The sequence below is a fragment of the Microbulbifer sp. VAAF005 genome (genome assembly GCF_030012985.1).
Lineage (GTDB): Bacteria > Pseudomonadota > Gammaproteobacteria > Pseudomonadales > Cellvibrionaceae > Microbulbifer.
In genome coordinates, this window is sequence record NZ_CP120233.1 from 1,065,359 (window position 1) to 1,089,953 (window position 24,595).

Below are 24,595 nucleotides of genomic sequence, written 5' to 3' on the forward strand. Positions count from 1 at the left end.
ATAGAAGATCATATTTGGAAACTACACCCGGATGTTCTTAGATTTAGTATGTAGGGCTGTCCAAATGTGGCGCCAAATTATTGATTCTAGAAGCATTCGGCGACGAGTGGTTCCATGCAAGTGCCAAGCGGCCGGGAGAGTTATCGTGGAAAAAGGCAAGTGCCAACAGGCGGAGCATCATTCACATACACATAATAGCCACTGTGGCCACACAGCTATTCGCCACGGGGACCATATCTGCTACCTCCATGACGGCCACCTACACCATCCCCACAAAGACCACTACGACGAGCACGTCTTGGAAGTAAGCACCCAAAACCCGGAGGGTTGCCACCCTGTTACAGGGGGCTACGACAGCTCCCATGTCCACGGCAAAAACTGTGGCCATGAGCAGGTTCCCCACGGAGATCATGTTGACTACCTGGTTAACGGGCGACTTCACCATGTTCATGGTGATCACTGTGATGACCATGGACCGGTCGAATTGGCTAAACATCAGTAAGCCTGCTAGCCAAAACTTGGCGAGGCCAAGATTTATAGCAATCCAAAGTTACCTGGGCGCCGATCACATAAGCTGAGATTTTATTTCTACTAACGGCGCCCTTTCATGTTCAGATCGCGTTTTAGCTGCTCTCTATGCCTATGCCATTAATCCAACTGCTTCGAATTTGAGACTCAGATCAACTCATTAACACTAAAGACTTTTGCATTAAAAACTCCAGAAATAAAAATCTCTGGGCAACCTAAATGAAAGCCCCACCGAAGAGAAAGAAAAGTACATTGGCCAACCTGTTTTCTAGCGCTGAAGACGAAAAGGAGTTGCCAAGCAATTCCTTTTTGGCGAGATCTTTCAAAAAGGGGCCATCCTTTTGTTCAACGCAAGGGGAATTATTAAAGAAGATCTCTTTGGTGATCTGGAGGTAAAAGACCTGGAAGTGAAAGCCGGTAAATGCCTTATTTTCTCACCCCTAAATATGCACACATCCTATGCAAACACATCAAAAGATAAATCTCGATTTTCGTTTGACAGGAGGTCTACAGCTAATTACATAAAAGTTGTTCCTTATGGCAAAGACAACATTTCAACCATGGAGGGCTTGCTGGAATTCACATTGCCCAAAGTAGGTAATTTTCAGGTGTTTGGCAAAGATTCTTACGGCCACAATGAAATTCTGGATGATAATGAGTCTACCTCAGAATCGGTGTTACCCCTTCTACTATGGGGCAATTAGCAGTAAAAGCGTTATTTCGGTAAGTTTGGTAATATAGTTTAAAGAAATATAAGTAATGTAGCTTCCTCTCAATATCCTAAGAAACTAGTGGCAGCACTAGCTTGAGCAGCCCCCCACACGCCACTTTATCTTTAGCACTAAACTGTATATATTTCGACGAATATAGAACTTATGACCAAATCATGATGGAAATCGAAGAAGTAGCCAAATCGCTTAAAGAGCTGGGACACCCAACCCGCTTGTTGATCTACAAAAAAGTAGTCAAAGCTGGCCTACCGGGTATTCCTGTAGGCAACATCCAGGAGCAGTTGGATATCCCCGGATCAACCCTTTCCCACCATATTTCCAGTCTGGTTTCGGCAGGATTGATCTTCCAGCGGCGTGAGAGCCGAACCCTGTTCTGCGTAGCCGAATATCAGCACTTAACTGAGGTTATTCAGTTTTTACAAGATGAATGCTGTCACGATGATTTCAATACACCGATAAAGTGTCCTGATATCAAGTGTGCGGTACCGGATCAGCACTGAACAATGTCGCTCCTGCTTTGGGCGACCTCTATCGATGACGTCCGAACTTTCCTCTCTTCACCCCGATAGGTACATGTAGGCCCTAAATTCTGCATTAGGTACCGCTAGAATGACCATTCACAGCAATAGCCAGCTTTAGTTGGCTCCCTTCCCTTGATACCTTTCTTAGATACCTCGGAAATAACTCGAACACACACCTTTACTTAACACCTACACTTCCATTATTCTAGAAATATCATATCATTTGAGTTGTGTACCCCAGCATACAAAGGCCAGAGGAAACCATGAAAAAGAGCCATCCAAACGCCATTCAGGCAGCCAATGAAGCGGTAGAGTGGGGGCTTGCCCATGGCTTGGCTTTCAAATCTAGTCGTGGCTCAGCGAGCCATGTTCCTTTTAGCCTTACCCCAAGTACTATCGCCCTGGAACGGTTTGAGACGTTAAAGAAAGCAGTACCCCTATTGGGAAAGCTGATCCATCAAGTCTCAGAAGATCACCAATTTCTTCACGAAGTTATCAGTCCTGTTGCACATGGAGACCCGTTTTTCGGTGCCTTACTCGCCATGCATGGTCAAATAAAAAATGCGCCCCGCCTCCCCCTCCTGATTATGAGAAGTGACTTTATGGACGATGTGAGCCAAGGACCAAAGCTCATTGAGTTCAATGGAATCGCAGCAGGAATGGGGCCCTTTGGGCAGCGTATTTACGAGTTGCACCAATTCATCCGCTCGCAAAGTCCTGAGACCTATTCCAATTGGCCCAATACTTCGAACGGCCAACCTATAGAGAACCCAGCAATTGAGCGACTCTCCCAAGGCCTTGCCGATGCGACAAGAGCCATCAAAAGCGAATTTGGAGATGGTGGCAGCCCAACATTTCTAATGGTGATACAGGAGTATGAGGACAATGTTTTCGACCAACACCTTCTTGAATATGCCTTAGCTGAAAAAGGCATACGTACGGTACGAAAGACCTTTCGCGAACTCAAAGCGGGCCTGGTAACAGGCCCCAACAATAGGCTCCTGCTGCAAGGAATAGGCCCTGTAGATTGCGTGTATTTACGAGCCGGCTACAACTACTGTGATTATGTCGCCAAAGACCTGGATAGCGAGCGCTGCTGTGAAACACTGATGCAATCGCGAATTTTGCTTGAGAGCCATCGGATCGCAATTAATGCAACCGTAAGCCAACAACTGGCTACCAGCAAGCGTGTACAAATGATCCTTTCGTCCATGTCAGTAGAAACGCTAACCGGATTCAATGTATCCCAGGATGAAGCGGTTTTAATCAAGTCACTACTTGGCGACATGCAACCAATTTCATCAGAGACGATAGAATGGTTCAGTCAGCAGAACGCCTCTAAGTGGGTGCTCAAAAATCAGGGAGAAGGCGGCGGGCACTGTGTCTTTGGCCAGGATATCAAGCTGAAACTCAAACAGCTCTCAGTAGACGAATACCCTGCCTGGGCACTAATGCCACGCTTGAGCCCGCCCCCTAGAAACAATCCCGCCCTGGTAGTCAGAGACTCTGAATTATATTTAGTAGGCGATTTAATCAGTGAAATAGGTATGTTTACGGTTCATTTCAATGGTCAACCAGCTACTTCAGAGCAAGGTTTTGCTGGCTACTTAGTTCGGAGTAAATCCTCTCAGGAAATGGAGGGTGGCGTGCATAGTGGCAAGGGCGTTTTAGATTCACTGATATCCAATGTCGCCTGACAACATCACAAGCGATCAGTAAAAGGGATCTCTTGGCACCATAAATCACACTTCAAAGCTAATGAAAACACACTGACAAAATTCATTATTTCTATATTTCTGGTACTAACAAATTAAATTAAGGAGCTAAAACAATGCCCCCAGAGTTCGTATCCATGCTAGAAGAAGCTCTCTCTATGTTTGCTTTTCTTGCAGTTGAGCTGACAGTATTATTTTTAGCTATCAGCTACCTCGTTGGTGTATTGCAGCAGTACATTACACCGGAAAAAATCCAAGCGACCCTAAGCTCACGCAATGGCCGAGGCTACGTAATAGCCGCATTACTTGGCTCCATTACACCTTTCTGTTCATGCTCTACTATTCCATTTTTGAAGGGACTACTTCGCGCCCGCGCTGGTTTCGGACCAATGATGGTGTTCCTATTCTCCAGCCCTCTACTTAATCCGATTGTTATTGGCTTGTTGATCTTTACATTTGGTCTCAACGTAGCGATTTTTTATTTCACTCTAGCGATGACTGTGTCAATTTCTGCGGGATTTGCACTGGAAAAATTTGGATTCGAGCGTTTTGTCCGCGATGGCGTCTACCGAGACACAAATAGTAAAAATCCCCCTTCATCCAATGAGAACAAAGGGATAGCCAATAATCTGGCATTTAATAATGGAGTCTTGACTACAACTGGCGCAACCAATACAGCAACAATATCTTCTCTATCATCAGCTGCAAAAACTGGAGAAACTACAACCTGCTGTATCAATACTCCGGCAAATAGCTGTGATTCTGAGGGGGAGTAGAAACCCAGAAACTAAATCGCTGGGTCATTATTTGGAATTCCACCTGGAAAGATTTTAAAAAAACACTCCCCTATTTACTGCTCGGTATTTCTCTGGGATCACTCATTTACGGATTTATTCCTACTGATTTGATCGTAACCTACGCAGGAGAAAACAAGTGGTACGCGATTCCAATTGCAGCTGTAATCGGTATTCCACTCTATATACGTGCCTCTGCTGTTATCCCTCTGAGTACTGGTTTGGTGCAAAAGGGCATGGCTCTCGGATCGGTAATGGCACTAATTATCGGCAGTGCTGGCGCCAGCCTGACAGAAGTTATCCTATTAAGGTCCATTTTTAAAACCCAGATGATCGCAGCATTTTTAGTGGTTGTTTTAGGTATGGCTATTACAGCGGGTTACCTGTACACCCTTCTGTTTTAATTCCAGGTATTTTGGAGGAGACTAATGAACAAGATACACGGCGCGATTATCATTGGCGCAGGGCCTATTGGAATTGCTGCCGTTGCACAGCTCTTGTCGAGAAAATTAAAGCGCTTGGTGTCATAGAAAGGCATATCGGCCGGCAGCACCATGCTGGATTGGGGCCATATTCGGGTTTTTACACCCTGGCCCTATATCATTGATAAAGCAGTTGCTACCCTCCTTGATATGAATGGCTGGGTATATCCAAAAAGGGAATACTTACCTACAGGCCGTGAAATAGTGGACGAGTATTTAGGTCCAGCTGCCAAAACTCCGGAGCTTATTAATAAAAGTACCCTTATTTTACTTAGCTCCATAAAATTAATTGGAGATGATTTCCTTAATCAATTTATGGTGGTAGATTTAGAGATGAAAGCTGGGGAGTGTTTGATCTTTTCTTCATTGAACTTACATGCTTCCCATTCCAATACCAGCGATAATAGTAGAAGGTTCTCCTTTGTAGGAAGATGCACTGCCAACCACATAAAGGTAGCCCCCTACGGAAAAGATTTATATTCAACCTATGAGGGACTTGTCGAATATGATACCCCTAAAATCGACACTTTTCAGGTTTTCGGCAATGATACCTACGGTTACAACGAAATCCTTAAAGAATAAACGTTCATTTAAAGCTTTGTTAGGTTTTGGGTATATGCATGTCGCACTACAGGGAAAGTTACGATAAGCTTTGCCAGCATCCGTATCAGCATTTTATTAAACCAGTAATTTGAGCTTATCATTCGCCTAACGATTTCTGTCTTTCGAATCGTCGCCGCGCCTATTTTATGTCTTTCAACTGAATAACTATCTACTGTGCCATTTATAATCGCATCAACTGCAGCTATCGCATCGGCAATACCCAGATTCATACCCTTGCCACCTACGGGAGAATGGCAGTGAGCGGCGTCTCCGACTAAAAGTACGCGCTGGGAGCGATAACTCTTCGCCTGCCGAATTGAAATTTGAAAACTACCGGAGCGATGGATATTCTTAATTTTTAGCGGCACATCTAGTGCTCCCAACGCATCTGGCTGGGTAGCAACTACTCTTAAACGCTGTTTACCCATAGGTAAAGTAATTGTAAATTGATTGCCGGGCCGCTGAATATCCACACTAACTAAATCAGGATCACACTCTCCTTCTATATCTACATCAGCGACTCCCCAAGGTTCCGGCAAATCTGTACCAGGAAATGGAATACTCAGCTTCTCACGAATTGTTGAATGAGCTCCGTCAGCAGCAATTAACCAGTCAAAGCATTCGACACTACCGTCAGACAGGGTGACTTCCACTCTGTGCTCACTAGAGTCCACCTCAATAGCGGCAATACCGTATTCAACTACAACACCCTGTGTGAGCAGAGCGTCCTTCAAGATCTCCTCAGTGCGATTTTGCGGTAACCCAAAGCCCACATACTCTTTATATGCATCGCCCCGGTTATCCAAAAATAACAGCGGCCTACCCGCTTGAAGATATTGAACTTTGCAGAGTCGCATCGCCTCAGATACCAAGTTATCTGAAACACCAACCTTAAGAAGGCGCCTGATTGTGCAGGGAAAAATACCGACTGCCCGAGAGAGTTCACTGGGCTTGGTACGGCGTTCAACAATTCGGCATTTGATTCCATAGAAAGACAAAGCACAAGCTGCCGCCAACCCCGTTGGACCCGCACCAACCACTAATACCCGGTCTATATGGCTCATCGGTAGTGTTGCACTCTGTCGTAGAACTCACTTCTATTGTAGGAGCCCGGGAAAAAGCAAGGCACGGCCATCATAGAAGTAAACTCGCCTGCTGTGATAAAATCGCAATTTCAGGGCACCCCTCATATGATCGACCTCAGTATTTTACCCGCCTTCTTGATCGCAGCGATTGTTCTAGCGGCCTCCCCTGGTCCTGACCTACTATTAATATCTGCTTACTCTTCGGCTCGCGGATTTACTGCAGGAGCAATGATTTCATTGGGCATTTTTACTGCCGGGATGGTGCAAACGGCGCTAGTTGCTCTCGGACTCGGACATATTATGCAGACGATGCCTCTGGTAGCACTGGTAGTAAAACTGGTAGGCGCCGTATACTTAACTTGGCTTGGATTGTCACTCCTTCGCAATTGGCGCAAAAATAAAGTGAGACAAAATAACCAACCAGATACCGTGGTTCTGCCGGCAACACAGCTGATCGCCCGGGGCTTACTCAACAACCTAATGAACCCCAAAGCCCTACTTTTCTTTAGCCTTTTCCTGCCTCAATTTACCGTGTCATCCCAAGCAATCACGACCCAAATCCTTGTATTGGGCGTACTCTTAAGCATTACAGCGCTGGCTTTTAACACCCTGGTATCCCTATCGTTTAGCAAGCTGGGAAAATCTCTTGCTACACAGGCCAATATTCAGCGGCACCTGGATGGTTTTCTTGGAGTTATTTTCCTCGGCTTGGCCTCTCGCCTGGCTTTTGACCGCTGATTTTTTATAGTTTTATGGACGACAGGAAGCTTTCTGTGAAAATATAGCAGCAGTCAAAGTACTTTCAGCAGTCCAGCGGAGAGCTCAATGCGAATAGCGGTCCTGTCTGACATCCATAGCAATGTTTATGCCCTCGATGCCATTGTTGCTGATCTAAAAAAGAGAGGCGCCGATCTAACGGTGAACCTGGGTGATATTTTATATGGCCCTATTGCGCCACGACTCACCTATGAACGCTTAATGGAGCAAGGTTACACGACAATTCGCGGTAATCAGGACCGGCAAATATATGAAGCCACATCTACCGAAATAGAAAGCAACCCAACCCTGCAATTTATTCTGAAAGACCTTGGTGTTGAACCACTATTATGGATGAAGCAGTTACCACCCAGCTTACAAATCACCGATGAAGTCTTTCTTTGCCATGGAACACCCAGTAGTGACCTCATATATCTGCTGGAAAATACCAGCAGCGGCCGCCCCCAGATACGTTCCAACCATGAAATCCTCAACCTCCTTGGAAAGATTTCCTCAAAAGTAATTCTATGTGGGCATACACATCAACCACGCTGTATCTCTGTCAGTAGTGGCCAGCTGGTCGTAAATCCAGGCAGCGCTGGGCTACCGGCTTATACTGACAGTGAACCGCAACCCCATATTATGGAAACCTTTAGCCCCCATGCGAGTTACGCCCTGATAGAGAGAAGCAAAAACGGAGCCTGGAGCGCAGAATTTTTTAAGGTAAGTTATGATGCAGATAAAGCTGCCCGAGCTGCTATTGCGCAAGGGAGGGATGACTGGGGTTTCTATCTATCAACCGGACGAGCCAGCTAGGTAAATCTGCTTACACAGGATATTGGATAAAAGGAAATTCGCTAAATGGAAGATTATCGCCCTTGGGATATGGAACTAAATACCTTCATAATGCTGCTTCATCTAAGTCAATTGGCTTGGATCGTAATTCCTGGTGCTGGTTTTGTTTTACCCATTATTATGTGGGCAACAACAAGGGACCGCTCTCAAGAAATCGATAAACACGGCAAGATGATATTTAACTGGATGTTAAGCTTGCTTATCTATTCTATAATTTCCGTCATACTGATATTTTTTGTTATCGGTATTTTTGGGCTGATTGCATTAGCAATAATCAATGTTATATTTATTGTGATTGGCGCAATCCGGGCCAATGAAGGCCAGTTCTGGCGCTACCCGCTCAGTATTCGATTTTTTGGTTAAATAGCTAACCTTACCTTACAGATAGAAAATCGGGAGAGCACCTCCCGATTTCCCCTTGGCTATAAGCCAATAATCTCTACAATTACTTTCAGCAGATTAGTGCCGATTAGTAGTAACCAGAGAGATCATCGGTGATAGGACCGAGAGCACGGTAAGCGTTAGAAACGTCTACGCCGTTTGAGCGCTCACCACAGGCCAAGCCACCACACTCGTACCAGTCAGGATCAGAGAACCAATCATACTGAGTAACGTTTTCCCCATATCTCCAAGGATAGGCCATGATGGTAGAGAACTTGTCATCTACACCGTGACCCATGCCGTAAGAGTATACACCACCAGAGGTATCGCCCTGCTTGGTTGAGTGAACCAGACCCATATTGTGGCCCAGCTCGTGAACGAAAGTGTTATAGCCACAGTCAACGCCAGTTACACTATAAGCACGCTCTTTTGCGCTGGAGTACATGGTGCCATTGCTACCCTGTCCAACCCAGGCAATACCACAAGTGATATAGGTGCTGCCATCAATTACGGTCTCTTCGGCTTTACCCAGGAATACTACCATGTCAGCCTTTTCAGAGGCTCGCCAGCTATTTACAGTGCTGTGAAAGGTAATCAGATCTAGGGTATCTTCGTTTACACGGTAGTCAGAGCTGGAAGCATGCCAGCTATCTACCAAGTTAAGTTGAATATCAATACCATTTCTTGAAAAAGAATTGTTGGCATAACTGATATAGTTGTCGATCTTGGCCGAGATATCACCAGTGTATTCCGCCGCTTGGGTGGTGTACATAATAGCAATATCAACGGTATCCGCGCTTGCAGCGCCGGAAACCGTCATCGCTGCAATAGCAGCGGCCAGGCTTTTCTTCAGGTTCATTATAAGACTCCTTTTATTATAATAAGTAGTGCACACTCCTCCCCCAGCAATTAATTAAAATTGCTGCCCAAAGGAGTTAACAATACATTTTTAATACCCTGACTCGATTAAAAAGCTATCCCTAGCATTTTAATCGCCTGAGGAGACGAGCCCCCGGTATTCGCAGGATTTTCTTGGGCCTTCCTTTGCCTGATTATTAATTCAAAGCACAATCGCCATGAATCAATTTCTTCTTATTTGAAGTCATTTAAAGGTACATCTTCATCCGACCAATCTTTGTCACGAGGCGCTTCCGAGGACATATCTTTATCATGTTTCTCTACGTGGTTTTTAATTAATGCACCATTAGGCGCTATCCATGCAAAACCACCTTGAGCTTCCATCGTATATGATCCAGAAGGTAGGTTTAGCTGAGCATAGACGGAATTTGCTCCGAGCGTAAAAGTTGCGCCATGCAGGCGAGTCATTCCCGGGAAGTTTAATTGTAAGCTTTTATTACCACTGGCATGCTCTTCAATACTACCAACTTGTGCATCGTAGTCACCCTCAATGCCAGGCAAGTCAATGTCGACATAATCACCAACTGTGAGATTCCGGAGCATCTCAATATCCAGCTCGAGATAGGTTTCACCATTGAGATCTACTGGTAAGCGGCCATTTTCATGAAGAACTTTCCTGGCCAGCTCTGACTCGACCCAAAGTGCTTTTTCTTCATCACCTCCAAGGAGTTCCTCTTCACCTGTCTGAACCTCTTCAGGTTTGAGTTGCTCTGCTTTTTCAGCAGATTTACTGATAGCAGGTTTGGGCTTCTCCAGCTCAGCGACTGGTTTTTGACCTTCAGATTGGCTTTTGGCCCAAACGAAATACCCTGCTGCCACTGCAATGGCGACGAGAGGAATTATTTTTCTCACAAGCTTTTCTCTCAAAATAATGCTACGTGCAACGGCAAAGCACGTCCTATCGACAGCTTAACCAGCCCTACCTCATGTTGGCATCTTTACGATTCTTAACATTCGATATTTAGTTGAGACGATCGATCCTAATTATCACGCAGCTTTTTTTTGGGAAATTTTTCACATAATTTTCATAAAAATTGAACAGAATCTAAATTATTTTTCAAAACTGTGGGGAACTTCGGAATTAAAGTAGACATATTTCACGAAAACCCATTCTGCACCAAATTAGCTCAAGCCAAATACCAGTGGCGACCCCCCCGAAGACGCGCTGGAACCATTTGTAAAATCCAAAAAAACAAGTTTCACAGGAAACAAATTTGGTAGATTTTTAAGCAGGATCAACAATTTCAGCGTGCGAAAGACAATAGAAGAAAAAAGTGAGAGCTCAAAATTTCTCTTCAATTTTGGAAAGGAATTTTCTGTTAGAAAAAAGTGAATATAAGGACAAACTGGAGAATCGTAACTAGGCAGGCAATTCAGACAATCTGTTAATTCTTGATTGGGTAGAGATAGAGATGTACGCAGTAACTTCAGCGCACAGTAATTAATTGGCCAGTGGTGACACCGTTACTCAACTCGATAGCGCAACAACACCAAATTATCCAGGACTATATTTTTTGACCAGATAAATTTAGCACCACTGCCATAAAACTGTTTCCGAAAATTCATATACGCCGCTTTATTGTCCACACCTATCTGCTGCTCCGTGTACTCTGTCGCATAAGGCCAAGAAAGGTAGCGGTCATCGACTTTCCAATTTTTCGGAATATCCCAGTGGAGAGAATAGACTTGTGCACCTGGTTTTGGGGGCCTCTCAGCACAGTCCAATGAGGTTCGCTCTTCTCCCCGCTCTTTCAAGCACCCCAAATCATAAATAGGTGCTGTATAAAAAGTTTGTGCATGCCACTTTGAATTCGTCTTGGTGCCATCTGAAAAGCTGGCAATAAAGCCACCGTCACCGGCATGGGTGCGGACACCTCTGTTACTCTCTGTGCCTTCTCCTAAGTTCTCCTCCCAGTCAACCGCTTTTATAGCGATATCGTAGGGCCTCTTCACCCTGAACTTAACCACACTGGAGTTAAAGGGCGTAAATGGAACCGGATCAACAGCAACTAACTTGCCATTGATATATAGCTCAAAATAATTGTCGGCAAAGATATAACCAGTAACCACCTCACCTTCTTTGTCGATATCGATCACCGGTACCTTTGTAAGATCAATATCACCCAATGAGGGTGGGGTGACCCCAGAGCACTGGTTATAGAGATCCGCAGCAAAGTACCGCTTGCTGTAATTCACTTCAGCCGGAACGGTAAAGGCTTTGCCCTCGACCTGCTTCTCCCCCATTGGCGACAACCGGGAGCGACCGGAAGCACAGGAAAACAGGTTCTGTGTTTCCACTTTGGTAGAATCCTCAGCCACACTCCCAGCACCAGAGTAGTGATTCTCCAGGGACCACGCATTTGCCGTAATCGAGATAAGGCCCAAGAAGGCCGCCTGATATCGTTTTCCCATCTTTCCAACCTCCTTTCGAGAGACAGCTTTGGTCAGAAGCGCACTAACCTGTAGCCCTATTAATCTGACAAATTGCTAGTTTAGTGATTTAGAAAATAATCAAAATACACTTTTCACCTTCTATATAGAAAGTTAACACAGCAAAAGAGCAATAGTTGCCGGGGTCAACAATTCTTAACCCTGTGGCCATGGCCGCTTAAAGATTATTTACACGGGAGGGGTAAAACAGAGGGAGGTTAACGGCACCCGGTCTTAAGCAGATCGGGCGCCGTTAAGGAAGGGCATTAAGCGGGCTTGGTTCGCACCCACTTATGATCAAAGAAACCGCTGACAAAGCCTGCCAACACAATAGCCATCAACAGTAGCCATATCAGCTTTTCCGGCTTATCGCTTGGAGTCGGCTCTGCAACCTGCTCCAGCTTCTGGCCACTGACCTGCTGCGCAGCATTGGCGCTGCTAACATTAGGGTTATCCAACGCCTGGGCATTGGCCAGGGCCGCGAGACCGAACCCTAGTGCCTGCTGATTGACGAATTCCTTGAACTTGTCATTGTCGGTAGCCACATCAAACTGATTTGCCAGCTCGGTGTAGGTCTCTACCATTTTCTCCAGGGTTTCAGGCTTCGCATCCCAATATCCCTTGCGCACCGCTTCCAGCATTCGCTCCAACATCTGGGCCAGGGCCTCGGCATTGTGCTCTTCGAAGAATTCGCGCATGTCCATTTCATATTTGTCATCCACGTAGACTTCAAACATTTCCTGCCACTGGTCGTCGCGAATGGTTTCCGGAGTCATTACTTCCCAGCCCCACATATTGTTGACGCGATCCAGGATAGCGGTAGCGCCTGCGTAGCCGGAGTCCTGCATCGCCTCAATCCAGCGGGGGTGGAAGTAACGGCTGCGCATTTCCTGGTTGACGAACTCCGCAAGGGTTTGCGCTTTTACGTTATCTTTGCGACGCAAATTGGAAACATACATTTCCGGCGTTGCGCCATCCAGATTGCGAACCGCCAGACCGATACCGCCAAAGTATTGGAAGGGATCGTCATTGGTCATCATTGCGTAGAGGTTGGTGGAGCGGGAGAAAATCACCCCATCAGTGCCAGACAGCACTTTGCCGTACAGCTCAACACTGCGCTGATCCTCGCTCCAGCGGGATTCATCTTTGCCATAAGCAAAGCCCATGCGGCGCATATAGAGGTCAGCGAGCTTGTCATCCCCCTCCCAGCTGTCAGAGGCCAGGCTGGCGGCGGCAAGGCCCGTTCCATAGTTGCCGCTTTCATTGGAGAAGATACGCACCGATGACAAATAGCGAGCATCCTCTTCACTGTTGCCGTCTTCCAGCAGCTGCTGTTGCAATGCCTGGCTGTGGCGGTAGACAAAGTTATTGTCTTCTTTCATCTGCGCCACTTTATCGATGGCTTCTGCCAACCACAGCATCACGTTGGGGAAAGCATCCCGATAAAGGCCTGTCGCAGAGATTACGACATCAATACGCGGGCGCTTTAATTCCGAGTAGGGAATAACTTCTGTACCGGTAACATTGCCCTGCTGGTTCCACTTGGGTTTTAGGCCCAGGGCGTGCAGGATCTGGGCTTCCAGGGCACCCTGGTGGCGCATGGTTTCAAGGGACCACAAGGAGAAAGCCAACTTGTCCGGGAAGCGGCCATGCTTTGCGTGGTAGTCAGCAATGGTCTGGTCCATCAGCTGTACACCAGCTTCATAGGCTTCTTTCGACGGCACCTTAGCCGGGTTAAAGCCAATCAGGTTGCGGCCGGTGGGCACCGCCTGCGGGTTGCGAATCGGGTCACCCCCATGGCTTACAGGAATGTAGTTACCATCGAGTGCCGACATCAGGTTTTCCAGCTCGGCAATTTTGGCAAAGTTATCGGAGTATTCCCGAGCCTGATCCAACTGGGCCTGCAAGGGCTCAGGAACCTGCTCCAGCTCACCGCCCTCCAGGAAGGTATCCAGCAACTGGAACCCCGCCTGCGCTTCCAAAGCCACAACATTGCGCTCATCCCGGGTTTGCTCTTCCGGCAAACGCAACCCGTGCTCCGCCTCATATTCATCCGCTGCGGTGATAAACCCTTCACCCAACATTTGCAACATGGTGCTGGTGAGGTGTTCGGTCTTTGGCAACTGACCAAAACGATGGATGCCCAGCGGCTGGCTCATCTCTGCCAATTGACCCAAATGATCCTGCAAGCGGCTCAGTTGGCCATCAAAATCCGCACTTAAGGCTTCAGCACTGATTTCCAGATCCTTGAGCATATTGAGCTCTTCGGCCAGACCGATAATACGCTCTTGGGTATTGGCCCGGGTCTGCCCTTCAGACAATACCAGGTAATTGCCAATTAACTCGGACAACTCAGCCACTTCCGCATATAGGCCGGCTTTCGCAAAGCCTGGGGTCAAGTGGCTGATCATGGTGGCACGGCCACGGCGCTTGGCCTGCATAGCCTCTCCCACATTATCGATAATGTAGGGGTAGAACACCGGGATATTTCCCAGAGCCAAACTAGGTGCATCGTAAACCGACAGGCCCCGCTCTTTGCCACTGAGCCACTCCTGGGAGCCATGGGTTCCCAGGTGAATATAGGCATCAGCACCAAAGGTTTCCCGCGCATAGAGGTAAACCGCCAGGTAGGCGTGGTTCACCGGGGTTTTCATGTCGTGGTAGAGGGAAGAGTGATCCTTGGCATTATCCGCGCGAACGCCTTGCGGCAACACAATCAAATTGCCGAGGGTCATCCGGGGAATAACAAATGCAGGCTCGCCGTTATGTTCGGCCAACATGGCATTGTCTTCCGGCTTACCCCAACGCTCTACTATAGGGTCCCGCACAGTTGCTGGCAGTTGGTCAAACCAGGCTTGATAGGTGGACAGCGGCATCCAATCAGCCAACCCTTTATCGATCAAGGCTACGCTATCTTCGCGACGATAATAGGTGCGCAACAACTGCCCAGCCCAATCGATAAGGGTTTTTGAATCCCTGATATGTACCTCATAACCTCTTTCGCGCATTGCCTGGGCAATCGATTCAATCGAGCTGGGTACATCCAGGAAAGCCGCACCGATATTTTTTTCCCCAGGCGGGTAGTTCCAAATAAACGTTGCCACCTTTTTATTGGTGTTGCTTTGATAAGCGAGGGAGACGTGATTCCAGGCGCGCTCTATCAAGGCCTGCATCTGTACATCCATCACTACTTTATTACCGTCTTTATTAGCAGCGATAATCACCGGATCGATGCTGCCAGTATCTTCAGGCATTACCAGGAAGAATGGTGTCAGGGATGGAGATACACCGCTGTTATCAGCAAAATATTCTTCTTCGCTGCCCTCGGTGTAATTGAGTGCATGAATAACCGGAACTCCCAGTTGCTCAAATTCAGCGCGGCGTTTGCTGACATAGTGCAGGGAGCGGTAATTAATCATCAAGTCGACACGGGTATTGCCGCCTTCGGTTTGCAATAAGTCTGGATAGGAAAGCGGCAAGTCTTCGCCTTCAAAGAAGAAGGCGAAAGCCTTGGCACCTTTAGCCTCAAGACCATTCAACAGGGTGTCGACAACCTGCTGCTGCTCGTAATCCACCACGGAGCGATGGATAGCCACGGCAATCACTGGCTGCTTCTCAGCAGGCTTTAACCAATCAAAGAAAAATTCCTCTTTATCGGTGACAAGCTGCTCCAGGCGGGGATGATAAAAACCCACCTTGGGTACGATTATCGGTGCCGGTACTGAGCCACTGGAAAGGTCAAATATCTCTGCCGACAAAAACTGCATCATATGCCGGTAGTTTTTGCGGCCCGCATTATTAAAATAAGCGGCAATCGCCCGATGCTCGGACTCTGCCAACCCCTGGTTCATGGACTTATTATCTGCATCCCCCAGGGAAATCACCGGAACTTGCGGATGCTTGGCCAGCATTGGCTGGAACTTGCCAAACATAAAGGCAGATAGTGCCGGATTGATGCCATCCAGCATTATCAGTTCAGCGGAAGACCAGGCCAGGTCAATTTCCTCATCGCTCTTACCTTTGCTGTTAATGATCTCCAGCTCAAAGGGTTGGTCTGCAGAGAGATCAGCCAGCAATGTACCTTTTGCCTTGGCCGTGTGGCTCGACATCATCAAGAGTACTTTGGGTTTATTGTTAGCCTGGGCAAAGGTTGCAAAAGCCAAGCTCATCAACAGGCACACAAAACGTGCCCATAGTTTATTACGCACCACTAATTCCCCCCGAAGCTTTTTCACCGACGGGAGATTCTTTACCTTCCCCTTCCGGTACATAAACCAGGCTGCCATCGGCCATCTGGTAAGCCACTCCCGCACGGGTGCCCTCCCCTGAGCCAATTTCCCCGGTGGATTTGTATTGTTTGATTTCCTTACCGTCCTTGACGATCACTTCCATATTGGGTTCGCCGGCATTTTTAATCACCGTGACCTTTTCATTGGAAAAAACGTTCAAGGGGTTTTGCGCAATGGCAATTAGCAGCGCGGCGATAATGACCAGAAACACATCGATCAGGTTCACCGCGCTCAGAATAGGATTCAGTTCTTCATCTTCGTCTAGGAAGCGCATCAGTCGGCCTCCTTCAGCTTGCGGATATTGATCAGCTCAGAGGCAAACCAGCGTTTTTTCACTGAGGCAGGCCAAAAGGTAATCGTGGAAATTACCAAGCCCCAGATCACAGCGGCGAAAGCAATAATCAGGTTTTCACTGATTCCCTGAATATTGCCATCGGCTAGAGCGCGAAGTGCCGGCCCCATGGGAATCATGGTGGCAATCAAACCCAACATAGGCGCAATCCGGGTAGCCATGCGCAACAGTTCCAGTTTTCTCAACGCAAAAACTTCCAATTCGTCGTCACATGCCAAAGGGTTATTCACGTAAAAGTTGTGTACTTGGTAGCCCGGCAGGCGCTCAACCCGACCTTGCTTCAATGCCAACCGATAGGCTCCGGCATTTTTGCGGCGAAGCATCCACAGTGAAATAAAGCGCCCTGCGGCATATAGCGAATAGATAAAAAGGACCAGGATTGCCAGTAATACTGGGGCCATAAACAAGTCGGCCACATCCGCCATTAAGGTCTCAACTGATTGAATATTCACCGCAAGCCTCCCAAGCCCGGAAATTGATGCTGTTCACGAATTTGGGCGGAAACTACCCAAAGAAACTCACAAGGTCAAATTTAATCTTATTGATAGTGATTCGCATTTAGCTTTACATTTTAATAAGTATCCATATAATCTCGCTCCGAACTGGTCGACAAGACCAAGCGAAAGGGCAGCACTAAGACCCTTAACGAGCAGACCGAATCAACGACATCAAGGAATTCACCATGAAACGTCGCCCACTAGCAGCAGCCATTTTGGGCTTAGCCTCCGCCTCAAATCTGTACGCAGAGACCCCGACCTCTCCGTCCAGCAATGAACTCGAGCTGATCGTCGTCAGCGGGCGCGCAGAAAAACCCCTGAAAGACGTTGCGGGCAGCGTTTCCGTGGTGACCAATGAAGAAATTGAGCAACTTCAGCTCAATGACATGAACCAACTGTTCCAATACGAGCCCGGTGTTGAAGTAACCGGTGAGGCTGGCGGCGCGCAGAATATTCTGGTGCGCGGCATGGGCGGTGACCGTGTACTGATTATCAAAGACGGTATGCGGGTGAACGAGGGTTATGGCGCCAATGGCCAAAACGACATTATTGGTCGCGGCTTTATTGAAGTGGACACCCTAAAGCAGGTTGAAGTTGCCAAAGGCGCAGCCTCCTCCCTGTACGGTTCAGACGCCCTTGCCGGTATCGTAGTATTCACCACCAAAGATGCTTCCGACTACCTGGAAGATGGCGAGCAGTTTGGCGGCTCTATCAAGACCGGCTACAACGGCATCACCAGCCAGAAAAATGTTTCCCCTACCCTTGCCCTGCGCACCGGCAATTTTGAGCAACTGCTGCACACCACCTTCCGCGATGGTGAAGAACAACAGAACTACGACGAAACCCAGGACCCCTTCGAGATTGAATCGAAGAGCATCCTGTACAAGGGTAAATACAACCTGGGTGGCGAAGACTTCATCAGCTTCAGCATCGACCACTGGAACCAGGAAACTGTCGGCGACAGTGCCGATGGCCTGCTGTATTACTTCCGCGGACTCGCCGACTACGGCTACAACATCGTCGCTGAACAATCTGTTTCCGACAAAGAGACCACTGCATACCAGCTCCGCTACCACAGCGAGACTCCAACTGCGATTTACGATCAGGTAAATATCAGCTTGTACAACAACAAGTCTGAACAGGAAGACGAGCAGTACGGGCAACTGGACATCAACGCCCCCATGTTCGGCGTGATCGAAATCCGCGATATGTGGGAAACCGGCCTCTACCGCCAGGACACTATCGGCCTGCTGTCCAACGCCAGCAAAACCCTGAATGAAACCCATACCCTGGGTTACGGTCTGGACCTGGAGCAAACCGAGAGCGAGCGTACCGTTCACCAATACCGTGAAGTTGCGGGTAGCTCCACCCTGGACTCCACCACCGAGAAATTCCCAGAAAACGAAGTGGCGCGCGCCGGCCTGTTTATCAATGACGAAATGTCATTCGCCAATGGCCAGCTGACCGTTACCCCGGGCCTGCGCTACGACTGGTACGAAATGGACCCGAACGGCGCATTGAAGACTGACGGCACTCCATTTGCCACCATTGAAGAAAGCAATGTTTCCTTCAACCTGGGCACTCTGTATCGAATCAATCCAAAGTTATCTGCCTTTGCCCAATATGGACAGGGCTTTAAAGTACCGGCCTACGATTTAGCTTACATTGAGCACTACCTGCAGCCGACCTCCAGTTACATCTATGAGGTACTTCCCGCCGACGATCTGTCACCGGAAACCAGTGACACCTTCGAGCTCGGCCTGCGCGGGCACCTGGGCCCGGTAGCTTTCAGTACTGCAGCGTTTTATACCGAATACGATGATTTCCTGGAAACCACACTCGTTAATAGCGAAACCGTATTCGATGACGACGGTAGTTTCTCTCATGTATTTGAGCAGTACCAGTACCAGAACATCGAATCTGTCACCATCAAAGGTATAGAGGCGAGCGCCAGCTGGTACCTGTCTCCTTCGATCGAACTGTTTGCCAATGCCAGCTACCAGCGCGGTGAAAACGACACCACCGGTGAATACCTAACCAGCATCAGCCCACTGTCTGGCGTGGTCGGTGCCAGCTACAGCGGAGCCAAACTCTCCAGCCAGGTACTGGTACGCTGGGCAGACCGTATGGAAAAAGTGAACGACGGCGCTACTGAAACTGCCGGTTATGGCACTGTAGACTGGACCCTGGGTTATCAGGTAATGGACTCCATGTCTGTGAACTTGGCGGTTAACAACCTGATGGATAAATACTACGTTCCCTACCTGAATGTTGCAGGCTGGGATGAAGGCAGTGATCTTTCTGTCAATGCTGCGCCGGGACGTACTTTCTCTGCGTCAATCCGATACGATTTTTAATTAACGAGTTTTACACTCTCCTATCTCGCAAATAAGTCCCTTGATGGCCGTACTCCCATGCGGCCTTTTTTTGTTTTTATTGCCCCACAAAACTAAAACTGATCCGTGTAGATTTTCTCCATCATCTCTTTCACTTCCGCCTGATACAGCCGTAACGCCTTCAACAGCTCAAGTCTGAATAGTGGCATGTAGATCAGGTAAACCAACCGATATAATGGATTAGCCGAGTGCATTTTAAAATAACACTGCCTCTCCCAGTGGCTTGATCCCCCCTTCATTTCAGTTATGGAGTAACTAAAATGACCGGTTATATATTTGGTGATCGGTAAAAACAGAAGAACTAGTGCTCCGCCGTAAATTATCTTTCCCTCCCAGGCAATTTTGTTGGGTCGCTCATAATTCATTAATTGATGTTTCATTACGTGGTAGCCGGTGATACCCCAGTACTTTTCGATCGCAACACTACCCACCGTGGTTTTATCTCCCCCTAAATTGTATTCAGCAAACAAAGTATTGGGATATTTGCTTTCCCAGCTACGCAGGTCTACCACAAAATCAAACAGGGCCTCTGGCGGAGCTTGGATAATGACCGAATTCTTATAGAAGTAGGACTTGTCTTTAAAATAGAGAACCAGGCAAAGTAATAAATACAGAATAATTACTGCATAGATGATGTCTAGTATCATTAACTGCCTCCGCCACTAAATACTTAATATCGGCACTGAGATAAATTGAACTAGAAAGTCATAAACCTAATTATAGAAGAATAAAAAAATGCCACAGCCCCAAAGCAATTAAATGGAATATTCAAAGTAAAAATTGACAGGCATAAGCCTGCTAAGCACTTGCCTCAGTAAGCCCAAACTTAATGGCCAATCGGTCTGCAAACACCGTCACCCGACGCGGCTGGGCCCGGCTTGGAGGGAACAACATTTGAAGCGGTACCGGCGGTGGAGTGTACTCTTCTAACAGGCGAACCAGCCTGCCCGCCTGGATATCCGGACCTACATCCAGTTCTGATTTTAAAATAATGCCACTTCCCTTCAGGCACCACTGGCGAGCCAGTTCCCCGTCATTGGTCACCCGGTCACCACGCACCACCACAGTTTGCTCACTCCCCGATCCATCGCGGCCGTCGAGAAAGCGCCAGTGGTTATCCAGGTTTTCACCGAAACGCATTACCAGGCAGTTGTGACCCTTCAGGTCGTCAGGCTTTTGTGGAGTGCCGCGCTCTTGTAAATATCTGGGAGAAGCGCAGAGGATGCGCTGCTTTTGGCTCAGGGTCCTGACCCGAAGTGAACTGTCGGTGATTGCGCCGAAACGCAAGGCAATATCAATACCCTGACCGACGATGTCCACATAACCATCCGACAACAGCAATTCAATAGAAATAGCCGGGTGATCCAGTAAGAAGCGGTCAATTTCCGGGGCCACAATCGCCCGCCCCAAGTCGCAGGGGGCACTTACGCGAATGCTACCGGACAGGGTCTGTGCCCCTGATCGGATACGGCTTTCAAGGTCATCCACTTCACCCAGAATCTGTTTAGCACCCTCAATCAGGGTGCGACCTTCCTCTGTCAGGCTAATTGCCCGGGTTGTTCGATTCAGTAGCACCACACCAAAGTGTGACTCCAGTGCCGCAAGGCGCTCGGAAACCCTGCTGGAAGACAGGCCCGAGTCCCGCGCTGCGGCGACCAGGCTACCTTTATCAACAATTTGCAGGAACAGTTTGAGATTATCTATTAGCATTGATCGGAAATACCGAATATTGATTTCTATTAAAAGCAGTTTATCCGGCAAATCAAAGCAAACACAATACCCCTATCGCAGTCACTACTGCACAGTCACAAACTTACACTAGGGAGTTTCGCTATGGATAACAGTATTCGCATCGGACACATTGCGCTCTCTTTTCACGAGGCCAGCGCCCGGGAAGTCGCCAAGGTTCTTGAGGCTCACGGGCACCAAACCAGCTTCAAGTCCGCCCCCCATGAGGCGGCCTTCGAGCTGCTAAAAAACGGGGAAATCGACCTTTTAACTTCGGCCTGGCTGCCCTCCAGCCACGAGGTCTACCTGAATCCCCTGCTGGACCAGGTAGAAAAAGTGACCGTGCTGTATGAGCCCTACTGTATCTGGGGCGTGCCGGATTATGTGCCCGAAAATACAATTGCCAGCGTTGATGACCTACTCAGCGAACCCGCCCTCACCCGTATGGATCGCCTGATCCAGGGAATCAATCCCGGTGCCGGTATTAGCCGCTTTTCCGCTGAAATGATCCAGGCCTATGGCCTCGATACGGCAGGTTACGAATTCCGACCGGGAACAGAAGCGGACTGCTTCAACCGTTTTGAAGACGCCGTAGCGCAGGAGCGCTGGGTAGTAATCCCCTTGTGGCACCCACAATTTCTCCACAACCGCTACACCATCCGCGCACTAAAAGAGCCCAAAGGGCTTCTCGGCACTCAAGATGAAGCAACGCTCATCGTGCGCAAAGATGCCAAACAGAAAATTGGCAGCGCCGCCCTGGCTGCGCTGTCTCAGCTTTATATCGGCAACAAAAAGCTCAGCGCCTTGGAAGATGCGCTGCGCAAACAAGCCAAAAACTAAGACACCGTAAAATTTAAGGAAGTCGCAATGAAGTCCCCGAAAATACTATTTGCCGCACTGGCTCTTGCAGGTGTTGGCAGCTTAGCCACCAGCGTCACTCACGCAGCTGAAGCGAAGTCACTGCAAACAGTCACTGAATTCAGCGAATCCCGCGCTGCCGGTGTCACTGTCACCCCCAATGGCCGGGTACTGGTCAGCATGCACCCACTAGATGCGCCAAAACTAAAAGTACTCGAGGTAATGGCCAACGGCTCCAAGCAACCCTTTCCCAATCGAGATTGGGCGGATGGGCCTGAACAAGGTGAAGTGGGTTTTGGATCAGTAATTGGCATTCACTCTGACAGCAAAGGCATCGTCTGGATCTTGGATATGGGCGGTGAAAATACACCCGTCCAACTTGTCGCTTGGGACAGCGTCAATAATAAACTGCACCAACAGATTGAAATCTCCAAGTCCGCATTAGTGGAAAATTCATTTCCGCAGGATTTTGCCCTAGATGAAAAGCGCCAAAAAGTCTACATCGCCGATATGTCCTTCGGTAATTTTAACGGCGCGACCAAACCGGCAATTATTGTCGTCGACCTGAAAACCGGACGCTCTCGGCGCGTACTGGAAAGCGCTAATGAATTTATGCCGCCAAAGCAGGATCTCATCATCGGCGGAGTTTTGCTAGCGGCTAAAACTGAAGGTGATACGAATAAAAGCCTGCACTTTGGTCTCAACCCCATTGCCCTGGACGACAAGTCTGAATGGCTCTACTTTGGCAGCCTCAGCGGCGATAAAATCTTCCGCCTTCCTGCTGCGCAGTTGGCGGACGCCGATATTTCCGAGAGTAAGCTAACCGCACAAATTGAAGAATTTGGCCCCAAAAACCCCAGTGATGGCATTGCAATGGCACCGGAAGGTGGCGTGCTGGTTACCGATCTGCAGAATAACGCCATTGGACTGACCACCCAGGGCAATTACCAAATCCTGCTACAGGACAAGCAACTCTCTTGGCCTGACAGCCTCGCTATTAGCAATGGCTGGGTATATATCACCCAGGATCAGCTTCACCAGCATCCTGCTTTCAGTTCTGGCCTTGGTAATGCCAAGCCACCCTACAAGCTGATGCGCTTCCGCTACACTCCATAAACTCCCTCTCACCGCCAGGAGATAGTTGCCCTGGCGGTTTTTTATTAACGTCGAAATAAATTCACCAGTAAACTCAATACCAAACTAACGATAATCATCGATACAATTGGAAAGTAAAAACGGGTGCGCCCCGACTCCACGCGAATATCTCCCGGCAAGCGCCCGAACCAGCTGAATAACCCTGGGGAAAAGTGCAATAGCACCCCAACCAACACTAAAATTATTCCTGCGATAATCAGCCAGCGGGACATCTATTCACCTCCCTACAGAGTGATTTAACGCCCTGACAATTACCCTGGTGCACTGCCTGGACATTCCCCAGTGACTACTCTATCTATGCTCAATCCCGAGACAAATCGATAGAGGCCATGTGGTGAAATACCTCCTTAGTGTAGTTGTCACAACCTGCATCTTTTTAAGTACTGCCGCCAATAGCCAGGGTAACCCTTTGATTTCCCGGGGCACTATCCCGCTCGCCGAAGAGGTTACCCTTACTTCAATCGCCGGCCCACTTGAATACCCTTGGGGTATAACCAGCCTGCCCGATGGAAGTTTTCTTATAACCCAGCGCAGCGGACAACTCAGAATTGTAAAAGATGGAAAATTATTGGCGGACCCTATCAAGTTTCCAGCAGAAATCTTGTTTCTTGGCCAAGGAGGCCTACTAGATATCGCTGTGAGCCCCACCTTCCCTCAAGACCAGATGCTCTACTTCAGTTATGCCATTGGCAATATGGACAACAACCGACTTGCCATTGGTCGGGCTAAGTGGAATAACGGCAAGTTGGAAAATTTTGAAGAGATATTCAAGTCCGCGCAGGGTAAAAATAACGGCGCACACTTCGGTTCCCGGCTCGCCTTCCTACCTGATAAAACGTTACTGGCTACCGTTGGCGATGGTGGTAATCCCCCGCAAGAATTCCTCGATATTTTTGCCAGGGAACAGGCCCAAAACCTACAAACCCACTTCGGCTCTATTATTCGTATAAATGGGGACGGTTCCATTCCCGACGACAACCCTTTCAAAAACCAAGCAGATGCCCTGCCGCAAATCTGGAGCTTTGGCCACCGCAACCCCCAAGGATTGGTGATCGATCAACAAAGTGGGGAGATCTGGTCCTCCGAACACGGCCCCGCTGGAGGCGATGAATTGAACCGCCTCAAAGCTGGTAGTAACTATGGCTGGCCAAGGGTCACTTTTGGTCGGGACTACCGGGATGGCTCCAATATAGCCTTCAAAATCGAGGATCCAGAATTTACCTCGCCCGCACTGGCCTGGCTCGATACCCACGCCCCTGGAGGACTGGCATTCTATACCGGCAATACCTTCCCCGAATGGAGAGGAAGACTGATTTCCGCCGGATTAGTTAGTGAAGATTTACGGGTCATTCAGATAAAAGATGATGCCGCTATTGACGAGCTAAGGATACCTATTGGGGACCGTGTACGCGATGTCGAAATAGACCATGATGGCGGTCTTTATATACTCACGGATGGATCCAAGGGCCATTTAATACGTATAGACCCAGTAAAACAATAATCTAAATTTAAATATCCATA

Annotated in this window: 24 protein-coding genes; 14 read left to right on the forward strand and 10 right to left on the reverse strand. The window is 48.2% G+C overall.

What is annotated here, in order from left to right; all coding sequences use genetic code 11:
• Positions 1-145 precede the first annotated feature (145 nt).
• The 7 genes from P0078_RS04630 (at position 146) to P0078_RS04660 (ending at position 5,353) form a co-directional block, all read left to right on the forward strand.
• Positions 146-502, forward strand: a complete 357-nt coding sequence (locus P0078_RS04630) for a hypothetical protein (RefSeq protein WP_282933309.1) — start codon at positions 146-148, stop codon at positions 500-502.
• A 367-nt stretch (positions 503-869) separates the two neighbouring features.
• Entirely contained in the window at positions 870-1,232 is a 363-nt protein-coding gene (locus tag P0078_RS04635; protein WP_282933310.1) for a phytanoyl-CoA dioxygenase family protein, read from the forward strand.
• Positions 1,233-1,414: 182 nt separating this feature from the next.
• Complete coding sequence (locus tag P0078_RS04640; RefSeq protein ID WP_353057046.1) at positions 1,415-1,759, forward strand: ArsR/SmtB family transcription factor; 345 nt, start codon at positions 1,415-1,417, stop codon at positions 1,757-1,759.
• 284 nt (positions 1,760-2,043) lie between these two features.
• Positions 2,044-3,477, forward strand: coding sequence for a glutathione synthase (locus P0078_RS04645; protein ID WP_282933311.1), 1,434 nt, complete (start codon positions 2,044-2,046; stop codon positions 3,475-3,477).
• 134 nt (positions 3,478-3,611) lie between these two features.
• Positions 3,612-4,271 carry a permease gene (locus P0078_RS04650; RefSeq protein ID WP_282933312.1) on the forward strand — a complete coding sequence of 220 codons (660 nt, stop codon included), beginning with the start codon at positions 3,612-3,614 and terminating at the stop codon, positions 4,269-4,271.
• A 29-nt stretch (positions 4,272-4,300) separates the two neighbouring features.
• A complete protein-coding gene (locus P0078_RS04655) occupies positions 4,301-4,693 on the forward strand; it encodes a permease (protein ID WP_282934557.1) in 393 nt (130 codons plus the stop codon).
• Positions 4,694-4,843: 150 nt separating this feature from the next.
• Complete coding sequence (locus P0078_RS04660) at positions 4,844-5,353, forward strand: phytanoyl-CoA dioxygenase family protein (protein ID WP_282933313.1); 510 nt, start codon at positions 4,844-4,846, stop codon at positions 5,351-5,353.
• An 8-nt stretch (positions 5,354-5,361) separates the two neighbouring features.
• Here P0078_RS04660 and P0078_RS04665 read toward each other — a convergent pair whose 3' ends face one another.
• Positions 5,362-6,438 carry an FAD-dependent oxidoreductase gene (locus tag P0078_RS04665; RefSeq protein ID WP_282933314.1) on the reverse strand — a complete coding sequence of 359 codons (1,077 nt, stop codon included), beginning with the start codon at positions 6,436-6,438 and terminating at the stop codon, positions 5,362-5,364.
• 126 nt (positions 6,439-6,564) lie between these two features.
• Here P0078_RS04665 and P0078_RS04670 point away from each other — a divergent pair, with 126 nt between their 5' ends.
• From P0078_RS04670 to P0078_RS04680, 3 genes are all read left to right on the forward strand, one after another.
• Positions 6,565-7,197: a LysE family translocator gene (locus tag P0078_RS04670; protein WP_282933315.1), complete on the forward strand. Its 633-nt coding sequence runs from the start codon at positions 6,565-6,567 to the stop codon at positions 7,195-7,197.
• Between the two features lie 87 nt (positions 7,198-7,284).
• Positions 7,285-8,031, forward strand: coding sequence for a metallophosphoesterase family protein (locus P0078_RS04675; protein ID WP_282933316.1), 747 nt, complete (start codon positions 7,285-7,287; stop codon positions 8,029-8,031).
• Positions 8,032-8,076: 45 nt separating this feature from the next.
• A complete protein-coding gene (locus tag P0078_RS04680; protein WP_282933317.1) occupies positions 8,077-8,433 on the forward strand; it encodes a DUF4870 domain-containing protein in 357 nt (118 codons plus the stop codon).
• Positions 8,434-8,539: 106 nt separating this feature from the next.
• Here P0078_RS04680 and P0078_RS04685 read toward each other — a convergent pair whose 3' ends face one another.
• The 6 genes from P0078_RS04685 to P0078_RS04710 form a co-directional block, all read right to left on the reverse strand.
• Positions 8,540-9,310 carry a zinc-dependent metalloprotease family protein gene (locus P0078_RS04685; protein WP_282933318.1) on the reverse strand — a complete coding sequence of 257 codons (771 nt, stop codon included), beginning with the start codon at positions 9,308-9,310 and terminating at the stop codon, positions 8,540-8,542.
• 233 nt (positions 9,311-9,543) lie between these two features.
• The gene (locus tag P0078_RS04690; RefSeq protein ID WP_282933319.1) at positions 9,544-10,221 is read right to left on the reverse strand and encodes a protease inhibitor BamI-like protein; all 678 of its coding nucleotides are present in this window, start codon (positions 10,219-10,221) and stop codon (positions 9,544-9,546) included.
• A gap of 612 nt (positions 10,222-10,833) precedes the next feature.
• A complete protein-coding gene (locus tag P0078_RS04695) occupies positions 10,834-11,781 on the reverse strand; it encodes a hypothetical protein (RefSeq protein WP_282933320.1) in 948 nt (315 codons plus the stop codon).
• Positions 11,782-12,065: 284 nt separating this feature from the next.
• Positions 12,066-16,007, reverse strand: coding sequence for a cobaltochelatase subunit CobN (gene cobN / locus P0078_RS04700; RefSeq protein ID WP_282933321.1), 3,942 nt, complete (start codon positions 16,005-16,007; stop codon positions 12,066-12,068).
• Positions 16,000-16,362: a DUF2149 domain-containing protein gene (locus tag P0078_RS04705; RefSeq protein WP_282933322.1), complete on the reverse strand. Its 363-nt coding sequence runs from the start codon at positions 16,360-16,362 to the stop codon at positions 16,000-16,002. Before P0078_RS04705 ends, cobN begins: the two co-directional genes overlap by 8 nt.
• A complete protein-coding gene (locus tag P0078_RS04710; RefSeq protein ID WP_108732764.1) occupies positions 16,362-16,892 on the reverse strand; it encodes a MotA/TolQ/ExbB proton channel family protein in 531 nt (176 codons plus the stop codon). The genes P0078_RS04705 and P0078_RS04710 overlap by 1 nt, the downstream gene beginning before the upstream one ends.
• Before the next feature lie 230 nt (positions 16,893-17,122).
• Here P0078_RS04710 and P0078_RS04715 point away from each other — a divergent pair, with 230 nt between their 5' ends.
• Positions 17,123-19,294, forward strand: a complete 2,172-nt coding sequence (locus tag P0078_RS04715; RefSeq protein ID WP_282933323.1) for a TonB-dependent hemoglobin/transferrin/lactoferrin family receptor — start codon at positions 17,123-17,125, stop codon at positions 19,292-19,294.
• 92 nt (positions 19,295-19,386) lie between these two features.
• Here the strand turns inward: P0078_RS04715 and P0078_RS04720 are convergent, their stop codons facing one another.
• Positions 19,387-19,980 carry an SRPBCC family protein gene (locus tag P0078_RS04720; RefSeq protein ID WP_282933324.1) on the reverse strand — a complete coding sequence of 198 codons (594 nt, stop codon included), beginning with the start codon at positions 19,978-19,980 and terminating at the stop codon, positions 19,387-19,389.
• 151 nt (positions 19,981-20,131) lie between these two features.
• On the reverse strand, positions 20,132-21,043 hold the full coding sequence (locus tag P0078_RS04725) for a LysR family transcriptional regulator (RefSeq protein ID WP_282933325.1): 912 nt from the start codon (positions 21,041-21,043) through the stop codon (positions 20,132-20,134).
• Between the two features lie 123 nt (positions 21,044-21,166).
• Between P0078_RS04725 and P0078_RS04730 the strand changes: the two genes are divergently transcribed.
• The gene (locus P0078_RS04730; RefSeq protein ID WP_282933326.1) at positions 21,167-21,901 is read left to right on the forward strand and encodes a glycine betaine ABC transporter substrate-binding protein; all 735 of its coding nucleotides are present in this window, start codon (positions 21,167-21,169) and stop codon (positions 21,899-21,901) included.
• A 27-nt stretch (positions 21,902-21,928) separates the two neighbouring features.
• A complete protein-coding gene (locus P0078_RS04735) occupies positions 21,929-23,035 on the forward strand; it encodes an L-dopachrome tautomerase-related protein (protein WP_282933327.1) in 1,107 nt (368 codons plus the stop codon).
• Positions 23,036-23,079: 44 nt separating this feature from the next.
• Here P0078_RS04735 and P0078_RS04740 read toward each other — a convergent pair whose 3' ends face one another.
• Positions 23,080-23,286 carry a DUF2905 domain-containing protein gene (locus tag P0078_RS04740; protein WP_282933328.1) on the reverse strand — a complete coding sequence of 69 codons (207 nt, stop codon included), beginning with the start codon at positions 23,284-23,286 and terminating at the stop codon, positions 23,080-23,082.
• A 122-nt stretch (positions 23,287-23,408) separates the two neighbouring features.
• Between P0078_RS04740 and P0078_RS04745 the strand changes: the two genes are divergently transcribed.
• Positions 23,409-24,575 (forward strand): PQQ-dependent sugar dehydrogenase, encoded by a 1,167-nt coding sequence (locus P0078_RS04745; RefSeq protein ID WP_282933329.1) that lies wholly within the window; start codon positions 23,409-23,411, stop codon positions 24,573-24,575.
• Positions 24,576-24,595: the final 20 nt, after the last annotated feature.

Excerpts from the sequence above, each read along its gene's own strand:
- P0078_RS04640 (WP_353057046.1), top strand. The coding sequence starts at position 1,415 with ATGATGGAAATCGAAGAAGTAGCCAAATCGCTTAAAGAGCTGGGACAC.
- P0078_RS04645 (WP_282933311.1), top strand. The coding sequence starts at position 2,044 with ATGAAAAAGAGCCATCCAAACGCCATTCAGGCAGCCAATGAAGCGGTA.
- P0078_RS04650 (WP_282933312.1), top strand. The coding sequence starts at position 3,612 with ATGCCCCCAGAGTTCGTATCCATGCTAGAAGAAGCTCTCTCTATGTTT.
- P0078_RS04660 (WP_282933313.1), top strand. The coding sequence starts at position 4,844 with ATGCTGGATTGGGGCCATATTCGGGTTTTTACACCCTGGCCCTATATC.
- P0078_RS04665 (WP_282933314.1), bottom strand. The coding sequence starts at position 6,438 with ATGAGCCATATAGACCGGGTATTAGTGGTTGGTGCGGGTCCAACGGGG.
- P0078_RS04670 (WP_282933315.1), top strand. The coding sequence starts at position 6,565 with ATGATCGACCTCAGTATTTTACCCGCCTTCTTGATCGCAGCGATTGTT.
- P0078_RS04675 (WP_282933316.1), top strand. The coding sequence starts at position 7,285 with ATGCGAATAGCGGTCCTGTCTGACATCCATAGCAATGTTTATGCCCTC.
- P0078_RS04680 (WP_282933317.1), top strand. The coding sequence starts at position 8,077 with ATGGAAGATTATCGCCCTTGGGATATGGAACTAAATACCTTCATAATG.
- P0078_RS04685 (WP_282933318.1), bottom strand. The coding sequence starts at position 9,310 with ATGAACCTGAAGAAAAGCCTGGCCGCTGCTATTGCAGCGATGACGGTT.
- P0078_RS04695 (WP_282933320.1), bottom strand. The coding sequence starts at position 11,781 with ATGGGAAAACGATATCAGGCGGCCTTCTTGGGCCTTATCTCGATTACG.
- P0078_RS04705 (WP_282933322.1), bottom strand. The coding sequence starts at position 16,362 with ATGCGCTTCCTAGACGAAGATGAAGAACTGAATCCTATTCTGAGCGCG.
- P0078_RS04715 (WP_282933323.1), top strand. The coding sequence starts at position 17,123 with ATGAAACGTCGCCCACTAGCAGCAGCCATTTTGGGCTTAGCCTCCGCC.
- P0078_RS04720 (WP_282933324.1), bottom strand. The coding sequence starts at position 19,980 with ATGATACTAGACATCATCTATGCAGTAATTATTCTGTATTTATTACTT.
- P0078_RS04725 (WP_282933325.1), bottom strand. The coding sequence starts at position 21,043 with ATGCTAATAGATAATCTCAAACTGTTCCTGCAAATTGTTGATAAAGGT.
- P0078_RS04730 (WP_282933326.1), top strand. The coding sequence starts at position 21,167 with ATGGATAACAGTATTCGCATCGGACACATTGCGCTCTCTTTTCACGAG.
- P0078_RS04735 (WP_282933327.1), top strand. The coding sequence starts at position 21,929 with ATGAAGTCCCCGAAAATACTATTTGCCGCACTGGCTCTTGCAGGTGTT.
- P0078_RS04740 (WP_282933328.1), bottom strand. The coding sequence starts at position 23,286 with ATGTCCCGCTGGCTGATTATCGCAGGAATAATTTTAGTGTTGGTTGGG.